Below are 11,710 nucleotides of genomic sequence, written 5' to 3'. Positions count from 1 at the left end.
GTAACTGTATTTCAATCCCTTAGAAACAGGCAGAAATCCGCAAATCTGGCTGAAAGAAAGATCGAAGCAGTAAGTAGTTACGATGCTTATCCTTAACCAAAACAACTCAGACCCATCCATTAGTCCCTGCTGAGAAACACGCAACCGCTATGACAAAAATCAAATTGTCCAAACTACTAAGTGCCTGCGCCGTATTGTTGGGCGCTTCGGCCCAAACCTACGCCGGCTATTCACCTGTTCCACTAACTACGAGTAGTTTTACCTACGATATCGTGATCGAAAGTAACTACCCGGCGCTGCCCTCGCAAAATGCGATCACGGTGACCATGGACGCCGGCCCAGCTCAAACTGGAAATACATTTTTTGAACTCGGCTTGGATCTATTAAACGCCACGACCATTAACCCGTTTGGCCTGCCTCACCCCGGGACGCTGGCTACTAACCGGTTTAAAGCGGATCACGTGTATCAGATGCCGCCGACGTATGTGGGAAATTGCGCCGTGTTCATCGGCAATTATACCAATATTCCGGTGGGATTTACGAACAACTATACGACCGGTTCGTTTTTTGTCCCCTCGCCTGCCGCCTACAGCAGCCTGTCGCTGCTGCTTTCCGCCGGCAACGGCCCTTGCGGCATGACCTGTGTGGTCAACCATCAAGACGGCACGTCTGAAACCAACGGTATCATTGGACCGGATTGGTTCGGAGCATTTAATAGCACGACTGGCGCCTACACGGGCAGCCAGGACAACACGACGCTGGTTCCAGTGGAAGCTTTTTCCGCCCTGGGTCGCGCCACGACCACTGCCTACGGTAATACCGGCAATGTGAGTCAGTGCGTTCTCTGGTCGTTGGACATTCCTCTTACTGACACGGCCAGTCCGGTGACCAGTATTTCCTTTACCTATCATGACGGCGGTCGTTGCTGTATTTTTGCAATGAGCGGCAGCACGGGTGGGGCATTCAGTCCCATCACCGTCACCGGCTATGATGGCGACCCCATCATCGAGCAAACTCCTTTGCCGCTGCCTTACAACGCCACGATGGATAACGGAACGAACATCAGTTCCGGCGGCGCGGGCGCCAATACCTGGTTCGAAGTCGGCTGGGATACCAACCATCCCCTCTCCGGTTTCCCGGCGCATAATTCCATCCTGACCAGCATCTCGACCGGGCGCCAATATCAGATGGCTCCCAGCTATCAGGGTCCGATGTCCACGCTGATTGATACGAATCATCAGATCGCGAACATCACCCCGATCACGCCTGCGGCTTATACCGCTGTTTCGCTCCTGACCGCCGGCGCTTCCATCGGTGCGGCAAACGTGATGACCAACGTCATCATTCTCCAACACGCGGACGGGGTGAACGAAACGAACTTCTTCTTCGGTTTCGATTGGTTCAACAATGGCACCGTCAGCGCGGGGGTTCCGGTGGTCGTCGCTTACGGCGCGAATGGCCGTGCGAATTTCAACGCCGCCCGTTCGCTTCAAAATGTGACCAATCTTCCGTTCCTGGATCCCCGCATTTTTGAATCGCAATTCCAACTGCTGCACACCACGAGCCCGATCACTAACATCGTCTGCAAATACTTCTCGGCTGGCGGCGCGAATTGGACCACTTACGTTCTCGCAGTTAGCGCGACGACGGATCCGATTGCGGTGACGCTCTCGCCCCTGGAAGTTCCAGCCGCGCAGAATGTGTATGCGGGTCAAACGGCCCAATTCGGCGTTGCCACCATTTTCGGCACGGCGCCGCAATTCCAATGGCAGAAAGGCCCCGGCCCCAATGGTCCATTTAGTAATCTGAGCGACGGCAGCACCGGCACCGGCTCGACTATCAGCGGAGTCACGACAACTAACCTGACTATTTCAGATGTAGGTGCGAGCGATGTCGCGTATTACACCTGCCTGGTGACTAATTCGGTGACGACCAATGTCCAGCTTCGCACCCCTGCTCCGCTTACCCTTCTGCATTCGACCGGCACGAATATTGCGCGGATTGGCGATTCGATCTCCGACGTGGAAGTGTTTGCCTCTCCCGCTGGCGAGACCGCGTCCTCATTGGTTGACGGGACTTTGGCTCCTTACTTGAACTACGGAACTTCGGGAACCAACATTGCTCCGTTCGACGGCCCAGTCAGCTTCGTCATCACGCCGGCAGTCGGAAGTTCCATCGTGTATGCCCTGCGGTTTTATACGACTGCCAACTCGGCGGCCAGCGATCCAGCGGATTTCATGTTGGAAGGTTCCAACGACAGCGGCACTAACTGGACGGAGATTGTGCCCGATCAAGCTTTGGCTTTGCCGGACACGCGCAATCTCGACACTGTTTCGGCAATCAACGTCACCAACGATGTGTTGCAGGAAGTTGATTTCGCGAATACCTCTGGCTACACGAGCTATCGCGTCACTTTCAATAACACCAAGACCAATACGACGGCGGCTGGCTTGCAGATAGGCGAAATTCAGTTCCTCGGCAGCTTGACCCCGATCGCGCCGGGAATCACGACCCAGCCTTTCCCGGCATCTCAGACCTTGTTTGCCGGGGCCACGCTCTCGTTTGGCGTAGTCGCCAATGGCCCTTCTCCGATCACCTATCAATGGTATCAAAATTCGACCACCAAAATAACCGGCGCCACAAACGCCACTTACAGCAAGGCTAACATTACGATGGCTGACGAAGGAACATACGATGTTGTGGTTAGCAACGTCTTCGGTGTCACCACCAGTTCGATTGTAAATCTGACAATCATCGCGCCGGTCGGCTTGTATGCCAACGCCATCGTGGCTGACCATCCGATTGCCTATTTCCGGCTGGATGAAACCCCTGATGATGGAGCCGGTAATAATGGCATTGCGGCCATTGATTATGTCGGAAGCCACGACGGTGTTTATAGCAACGCCGTTATCGGAGTTGCAGGATACAGCACGAACGATTCCGACACGGCAGCGGCGTTCGGCACGGTGAACACGAACTTCAGCTACGTGACTGATGTGCAAGGCATCAACTTCGCGAAGCCTACCAACCAGGACGGTACCTTCTCGATTGAAGCCTGGGTCAACCCTCTTCAAACTGGAAATGGTTTTGCCCAAATCGCCGGCGCGGGAATCGTTTGCCTTGGCTACGGTGGCGGTGGCGAACAGTTCGCTATTGATACCGGTGGCACGTCCAATTCCTTCCGCTTCTATTTCCGCGACGCGGCCGGAGCGGCCCATAACGCGAATGCCAACAGTAAAAATGCTGATGGAAACTGGCATCATGTCGTTGCCGTGTTGGACGAACCCAACAAAAGTCAATATCTGTGGGTTGACGGCCAACTCGCTGCGTTAGTGCCACTGCCAACCAACGGCATGGGCGTCCTGGCGGATAATGCTCCCACCAACCGTTTCACTATCGGCTGGCGCAACGGTTCCACGACCAATGCGTTTGCTCCGAGCGATCAACTCTCAGGTTCAGTTGACGAAGTCTCGCTTTATAACTACGCCTTGACCTCCAATCAGGTGCAGGCCCACTTCCTTGCGGCGGGCATAGCTCCGAGACTCCTCATATCACCGACCAATATCACGGCATCCGAAGGCAGCACGATATCCTTTGTGGCTTCAGCTTACGGCACAGCGCCGCTCAGCATGCAGTGGTATCACTCGGATGGCGCTAATCCGACCACGGCGATAGCCGGACAAACCAACGGGACATTCACGCTTGCGAATATTTCGCAGAGCCTCAACGGAAATTACTACCAGTTCGTAGCGTCAAATTCCTTTGGCTCGGTTGCCACTGCCCCAGTGTTTTTGACCGTGGTTAGCGGCCCGCCGGTGATCCAAACGGATCTCCAACCTCAGTATGCCGTGTATTCGGGATACCCACTCGTCCTGTCGGTGACGGCCGGCGGCAGCCCGCCGTTGACCTATCAATGGCAGGACAATGGAACCAATCTTTCGGATAATGCCCGCATCTCTGGTTCCACAAGCAATACCTTGACGATCCTCAACACTGAGTTGGGCGATTCCGGGAATTATCAAGTCCTGGTGAATAACACCAACAACGGTGGCAGCACGGCCGCATCAACGACAGCGGCAGTTACGGTATTGCCGGTGCTTGGATTCAATGGGCTAGGATCGGGCTGGACCTCTCAGGGCACCAGCGGAACCAGTTTGTATGTGGCTCCCAACGTGATCCAGTTGACCTCCAGCCTTGGCAGCGAGGCGAACAGCAGCTTCTTCAGCTTCCCGGTTTATGTGGGCGGCTTCAAGGCAAGCTGGCTCTATCAAGTGACTGATAGCGGGGGCGGCAATCCTGCGGACGGCATCGGGTTTGTCATCCAGAACGATCCTCGCGGAGCTTCTGCGCTGGGTGCTGGTGGTGGAACCCTGGCCCTCAACACTATCATCCCCAGTGTTGAACTTGAATTCAACATTTACGGCGGTGTGGCCAGCGGTGTGGGTATCGCATTCGATATCAACGGCGCCATTGGGCCGAATACATTCCCTTCACCCGTGCTTATCTCGAGCGGAGATGTCATCGCAACCACGCTGACTTATCTTAATGGGAAAGCATCGCTGACCTTGCAGGATACGAATGCCGGCACCTCCTATTCGACGTCGGCCAGCATTAACGTGCCGTCAACGGTAGGTGCAAACACGGCTTATGTCGGATTCACTGGCGCTGACGGCGGAAGCTTCGCCACCCAGCAAGTCAGCAACTTCCAATTCATCAGCTTGCTGAATCTGTCGGCAACTGCGTCCGGCACGAATCTGAACCTGACCTGGCCGGCGGGTGTGGGCGGTTACGTCCTGCAAAAGAGCGCGAGCCTGACCTCGCCAAGCTGGTCGAACGTCACGAACGCCGTCACGACGGTGAGCGGAATGAATCAAGTCACAGTGCCGGTGACGGGCTCGCAAGAGTTCTATCAACTGGTGCTGCCTTAATACTGGCGGACATTAATAAATCGGGGCCGGAGTGCATAAACACTCCGGCCCCATTTCAAAATTGAAAATTTGTTTTATTAACAAACTTACTTCGGACGGGAACAACTAGGGAAATGCATAAAACCCTTATTGAAAAACGTATGAAACGAAATAACCGAATCTCCTATCCAATCCAGTCCGCCAGCCGGCGAGGCGCTTTCACTCTGATTGAATTGCTGGTGGTCATCGCCATCATAGCGATTCTGGCGGGGTTGCTGCTTCCGGCGCTGGCCAAAGCCAAACAAAAAGCCCAAGCAACCTATTGCATCAACAATACCCGGCAAGTGATGATGTGCTTTCACTTGTATGGCGGCGATAATGCTGACAGTTGGCCCTATAATTTTCCCGGGACTGGAATTCCCTCATGGTGCAACATGAACGAGGATTTTACCGCAACCAATCCTGACAATACCAACAGCAACGCGCTTCTGGATCCGACCCGTTGCATGCTCGCATCCTATATAAAATCTGTTGGCGTCTTCCACTGCCCGGCGGATAAAAGTACGGTTCCGGGCGAAGGCGATCGCGTTCGGAGCATTTCCATGAGCCAGGCGGTGGGGACTACCCCGATCGCGCTCAAGTGTTCGCCACCCGGTGGTGCTGTGAATGGGCAGTGGCTGACCGACATGAATGTCGGTAATGGCTGCCCGGCTCCGTGGCATACGTATGGAAAGATTTCTGACACACACCTCCCGGGACCTTCCATGCTTTTTGTACTGCTCGACGAAAATCCTTATAGCATCAATGACGCCATGTTTGCAGTTCAAATGCAATCTACCGGTCCTCAGGCCGACATCATAGATTTTCCCGCCAGTTGGCACAACGGTGGCGCAGGATTTTCCTTTGCCGATGGACATTCTGAAATTCATCGGTGGAAGGGCAGCACCATCCTGCTCAACACCGGAACCGGTAACCACAGCCAAAAGGCAAATGATAGTGCGGTGGATGTCAACTGGATGCAGCAGCGGACTTCAGCTCTCGATTAGCCTTTGGCAGTCCTGAATTTCGTTGGAACAAGCCAAGCCTTATACGGCTTGGCTTTTTTAATTAGACGATATCCATAAAGGATGCAGCGTCAGATAAAGGCTTTTGGTACTTCAGTTCCAGCAGAGACGCAAGGGACGAAAGAACCCTGCCGCAAAATTCTCGTTCACGAATTGCGGCGCGCAGAATATTTTCTTTCGTCCCTGATGCGACTTGGTCTGCGATTGCACTTACTCTTAGTCTCCTAAATGGCTGGCTAATCCTGGCCGACCCTGCGGGACTTCGGACGGCTGCGCGGCAGCGCAGCCCTACCATGCGCTAGAATATCAGTTGTCCCAGCGGGATTTGGTTCAAAAGAATCCAAGCCAGCAAATTGCTGGAGGAAACTTTTGACGAGGAGAGTGAAAGCACCGGTGAGAATATGATGCTCGCCTGGGCTCGCCTCGCTGCGCCCGATATAGAGATGAGTTGTTTTCGACGAGGGTCCCCCAACTGAAGACGACATGGTTAATGAGAAGCGTTGGGCGAGTGGGATTGCTGGGGAAAATTGAGGTGAAAGCTCAACCGTCTGAGGAAAATTCTTTCGTCCCTCGCGGGACTTGGATTGAGAGCGGAATAAGATCCCAGCAATAAATTGCTGGGCTAAGTTCGGTCGTCCCTGCGGGACTTCGGACGGCTGCGCGGCAGCGCAGCCCTACCATGCGCTAGAATATCAGTTGCCCCTGCGCATCGTTGTATCACTTCTATTCTCGTACTAGTTTCCCATGATTCTGTAGAATGCCGCCGGTCCGTTGGGTTGGATGATGAAAGTATTTGAGGAAATTGGACTGCCCACGTTTATCCAGGATCCCGGCGCCAGGTTGGTTGACATCTGCAACTGGAAAGGACCAATGCCACCAGTCCAGTTCATGGAGATGCCATTCGTATTGCTCGTGAACCCGGAAACGATGGCTGGCGCGGGAAGCACATTGATGGTCATCGTGGCCGTGTTCGACATCCCGCCGGAATCAATCACGCTGACAAGAAATGTGTTGTTACCAGTCTGTGAAGAGAGCGGCGTGCCCGAGAGGAAACCACTAGTGGCCACATTTAACCAACTGGGGCCATTGACCTTGGCATAGGTGAGCGCGTCGCCATTAAGGTCGCTGGCATTTGTGACCATCGTCGCGGAATAACTTTGTCCGGCGGTGATTGCGGATTCTATAAAGGGATTCACCTTGAAGGCCGGGGCCCAATTTGGAACCAGGCTCACGGCAGCAACGAGGACATTGGCATCGCTCGGCAGTGTCAAGCTTTGAACCACCTTGGCGTTATTCAACTTGAACGAGTAGCCATAGAAATAGAACGTCCGGTTGTCCGCCGTGCCGTTGCTGCTGTTGCGATGTCCCATGGTTATGGCCTTCGATTCACCGGAAAAGTTTTGCGGCGAAAACCAGTCGCTCAGACTTTGCAGGAAGCTGTTGGTCGTGCCGTCCGCGTAGGTCACGGTGAAAGTCTGCGAAGCCTGGCTGCCTTGCACGCCGCTGGCGATCATCCGCAGGATTGAGTAATTGCCTTTGGGCAAAAGAATGGTTTGTCCGGCGGTGCTGATAATATTGTTGGTGTTGGCCGGGCCGAAATTAAAAGGCGTATTCGTCCAGATTTGTGATCCAGTCAGCAACGTCGCCGAATAAGCGGCTCCGCCACCGTCAGCCCCGCCTGTAGCTGGATTGGTAAAGGTCACGCCATCGGAATACATGCCCGGGCGATTGTAATACAAACCCAGCGAGACAGCAGCCGGTTCGTTCGCCAGTACGATTCCTGCCACGATGACATTCGCATTGGTGGGAAGCGTGACAGTTTTTACTATCTTGGTTTCGTCGAGCGCAAAGCTGTGGCCGTAAAGATTGACCGACGTAAAAAGGTCTTTGCTTCCGCTGCCATTGTTGCGGTAGGCCATGTTGATCACTTGTGTCTCACTGGCGAAATGTTGCGGGTTGGCCCAGTCACTCCAGCTATTTGTGAACTTAGTGGTGGAATTATCCGTATAAGTCACCGTCAGGGTCTGCGCGGTTTGCGTGCCTTCCACACCTGTGCCAAGGATGTTCAGCGAGGTGAAATTTCCCGCGGGGAGCGTGACGACTTGCGAACTGCAACTGACCACGTCGAGGGCATTCGCTGGGCCAAGATTAAAAACCAAGCCGTTCCAGCTTGGCGAAGCGCTTACCAAATTCGCGGAGAAAGCGTATCCCACATTGTCCACACCGCCGCTGAAGGTTCGCCCGTCTGACCAAATTCCCACGCGATTGTAAAGCGATGAGAGATTAACCGGGGTTGACCCGGGAATCGGCGACACGATTGCGAGGTTGAGTTTGACGGTGTGAGACAAGACGCCGGATGTGCCGGTGATAGTGATCGAATTGGTGCCGGGCAACGCCGTTTGCGCGACTGAAAAGGTCAGAAGACTTGAACTTGTAGTGGCCACCGGATTGAACACCGCGGTAACACCTGTAGGTAATCCGGAAATTGCGAAGGAGATAGTGCCGTTGTAGCCATTTGGTCGCGTGACCGGGATCGTTGCGGCGAGTGTGCCGCCCGGCACGATATTCAAAACGCCCGGCAAGATATAAAACGTGAAGTCATTCGTGCCAGTGCCGACGAGCGCGTTAATCGTGTTGCTGCCGGTCGGCGAGCCCCAACCGGTCGCCAGATCGTAACCGGAAACGGCCGGATACTTGGTTGGGTTTTGGCTGTTGAATGTGTTGCCACTGGTGATGTCGTGAAAGGCTTTCGTGTAAGTGGCGAGAGGTCCTCTGCCGATGGCGTAGATCGCCGGGTTAGGAGAGCCAACAGAAGTCTGACCGAGCGATGCGGCCTGTTGATTGACCAAGGCCATGAATCCGGCCCACAATGGCGAAGCGGCACTGGTGCCGCCGGTTCCGCCGATGAGAGTGCCATTTTCATAGACGGTGAAGATGTTGATGGCAGGCATGGCGACGTCGGGGTAGTTGCGGAAGTTCGTTGAACCGAGATTGCTAACCATGCTTACTCCTTGCTGCCAAGTGGGAATGCCGTAACCGCTGACGCCGCCGCCGCTGCCGCCCCAGGTGATGTCGGATTGCCACGGGCCGCCCGCGCCAGAGGTCGTCAAGGAAACGCCACCGACAATGGTTGCGTAGGGCACGCCGGTTAACCCAGTGCCGCCGTCCAAATCCGCGCCACCATCGCCGGAGGCCTGGCTGAACGCCTGCCCTTGCGCGACGAACTGTTGAAAATATTGGATGATGGTGGCATCAATGCCAAAGCCGTAGGACAGGGTGATTTGTTTCGCGAGGTTGTCGCTGGCGATGCGGTTGAAGACGTCGTGGGCTTCGCCTTCGTAGTTCAAGATGGTGGCGTCGGGGGCCATGGACATGGCCATGTCAATGTCGAGGACTTGTTCGCCTTCGTTGGCGGTGTTGCCGACGGGGATGCCGGTCGAGCCGGACAGTAAGATGTTTGTGACGACGGTGTTGGTTGAGAGGCCGGCGTTGGTCTCATACAGGTAAACGTCTTTTGAATAATAAGGGCCGCCGACATCCACGACTGCGATGTATTGGCCGGCGCCGGTGTTGGTCACGCCCGGGACGTAAGCGGTGCGAAAATCCTTGCCCATGAAAAATCCGCCGGGGGACGAACCGGTCGCGTAGGCAACGATTGGATTGGTGTCCAGGGGTTTTATTCCTCCACCGAAGCGATGCGGCAGGATGAAGTTATCCAGGCCGCTGATGTGGAGGATGGGAACGCTGGCGTCAACGGTGGGTTCGGTGTCCGGGGCGTAAAAATTTCGGTTCTCGGTTGGATGCGGGTAAACGTGCAAACCTAGATGAAAGGCTTTTTCGATATTAGTGACTTCGCCATGGACGTCCACCAACATGCGATTGGAAGTGAGGCTTTCCACCACGAGTCCGTTGGATTCCGCAAAATGAACCACTTTTTCATAATCTTCGGTGGTGGGGCCAAATTGTTGGGCGAATTCCTCGGGCTTCAGCCAGCGATGGAAATTTGTGCTGGTTGGGTCTTGTTGTTCCACCAATAAATTGTCCAGCGACGCCTGATTGCGCAGGGGCAATCCCACGACCAGGCGCAGCCGATTGGTCGAAGGCAGATGGGAGACGGCGGCGACGCCATTCATACCTTTGGGGACATGGCCGGGAATTATTTTCAGGTCGGTGGCACTGGCGATGGCGGCGGATACAAACAGAAACACCATCGCCATGGCGAAGCCGCGAAACAACCATTCGATGCGACTAGAGGGGGAAACAAATCTGCGTGACATAAAGGTATTGAAGATCAAAAAAATATGGCGGCGGCTGGTTCGGCGCGCTTAACGGAAACATTGGTTCTAGTTATCATTAAACCATCATTTCCGACGCAATTCAAGAAGTTCAAACCGCTTGTTTGATAATAAAACAAGTTGGGATGCGTTTGTGATTTATCATTGGGGCGCTTCTGATTAAGTTCAACCGGTGTCGAACGATTATCCATCCATTGATTTGCCCGCGGCAAATCCCGGCCTGTGGGCTTTGTCGCCGGACATCATTTATTTGAACCACGGCGCTTTCGGGGCGTGCCCGAAGCCGGTATTGGAAGCGCAAAACGAGTGGCGGATGCGGCTGGAGAAATCGCCGATGCAATTTCTCGTCCGCGAATTGGAAACGCAGCTCGACACGGCCCGCGCGGCGATGGCTCAATTCGCTGGCGCACCGGTTGAAGACGTGGTTTTTGTGGCCAATGCCACGAGTGGGGTGAACACGGTTCTGCGCTCGTTGAAGTTTAGTCCCGGGGATGAACTTATCGTGACGAATCAGGAGTATAATGCGAGTCGCAATGCCCTGGACTTCGTCGCTGAAAGATCGGGTGCGCGAGTGGTCGTGGTGAACATTCCGTTTCCTTTTTCTCGCGCGGATGAATTGATCACTCCGATTTTGGAGGCGGTGACCAAGCGTACGCGCCTCGTATTGATAGACCACGTGACGAGCCAGACGGGAATCATTCTTCCCATTGTCAAACTTGTAAAGGAACTCAATAATCGCGGAGTGGATACGCTGGTGGACGGAGCGCATGCTCCGGGCATGGTTCCCTTGAAACTTCAGGAACTGGGCGCGGCGTATTATATGGGTAACTGTCACAAATGGCTTTGCGCGCCCAAAAGCGTTGCCCTGCTCTATGTGCGGCCGGACAAACGGGAAGAGATTCGTCCGCTCACGATCAGTCACGGCGCGAATTCGCGGCGCAAAGATCGGTCGCGATTTCTGATCGAGTTTTGCTGGCAGGGAACTTCGGATTTTTCCGCCGCTTTGAGCGTGCCGGAAGCGATTCGTTTTATGGATGCGGCTTTGCCCGGCGGCTGGCCGGCGGTCATGGCCCGCAATCGCGAATTGGCGTTGGCGGCGCGAAAGCTTCTTTGTGAAACTTTGAAGGTCAATGAGCCTTGTCCCGCGGAGTTTATTGGCTCACTCGCATGCGTTCCCCTGCCCGCTGCGCCGCCCGAGCCGCTGCCGCCGTGGCCGTTGGACGAATATCCTTTGCAACACGCGCTGCGAACCAAACATCACATCGAAGTGCCGCTCATGCCGTGGCCGGTTCATCCTCAACGTCTGTTGCGGATTTCCGCGCAGTTATATAATTCGCTGCCGCAATACAAAATTCTTGCCAACGCATTGACGGCGGAATTGGGGTAGCGTTTCGGTAGCCAAGTATTCATCTTCCTCGCCTTCGCGAAGTGGAAGAGGCTAGAG

At 54.7% G+C, this 11,710-nt stretch carries 4 protein-coding genes; 3 read left to right on the top strand and 1 reads right to left on the bottom strand.

Annotated features, from left to right (window positions below; all coding sequences use genetic code 11):
* Positions 1-164: 164 nt before the first annotated feature.
* Together VH413_13485 and VH413_13480 are read left to right on the top strand one after the other, a co-directional pair.
* A complete protein-coding gene (locus VH413_13485; GenBank protein HEX3799703.1) occupies positions 165-4,928 on the top strand; it encodes an immunoglobulin domain-containing protein in 4,764 nt (1,587 codons plus the stop codon).
* 113 nt (positions 4,929-5,041) lie between these two features.
* The gene (locus VH413_13480) at positions 5,042-5,953 is read left to right on the top strand and encodes a type II secretion system protein (protein HEX3799702.1); all 912 of its coding nucleotides are present in this window, start codon (positions 5,042-5,044) and stop codon (positions 5,951-5,953) included.
* A 752-nt stretch (positions 5,954-6,705) separates the two neighbouring features.
* On the opposite strand, the gene VH413_13475 is transcribed toward VH413_13480, so the two are convergent.
* Complete coding sequence (locus VH413_13475) at positions 6,706-10,248, bottom strand: protease pro-enzyme activation domain-containing protein (GenBank protein ID HEX3799701.1); 3,543 nt, start codon at positions 10,246-10,248, stop codon at positions 6,706-6,708.
* A gap of 190 nt (positions 10,249-10,438) precedes the next feature.
* On the opposite strand from VH413_13475, the gene VH413_13470 reads away from it, so the two are divergent.
* Positions 10,439-11,653 carry an aminotransferase class V-fold PLP-dependent enzyme gene (locus tag VH413_13470; protein ID HEX3799700.1) on the top strand — a complete coding sequence of 405 codons (1,215 nt, stop codon included), beginning with the start codon at positions 10,439-10,441 and terminating at the stop codon, positions 11,651-11,653.
* The last annotated feature ends 57 nt before the right edge of the window (positions 11,654-11,710 follow it).

The sequence above is a fragment of the Verrucomicrobiia bacterium genome (assembly GCA_036268055.1).
Taxonomy (GTDB): domain Bacteria; phylum Verrucomicrobiota; class Verrucomicrobiia; order Limisphaerales; family Pedosphaeraceae; genus DATAUW01.
Note: the sequence above shows the minus strand (reverse complement) of the source record. Positions and strands in the feature narration are given on the sequence as shown.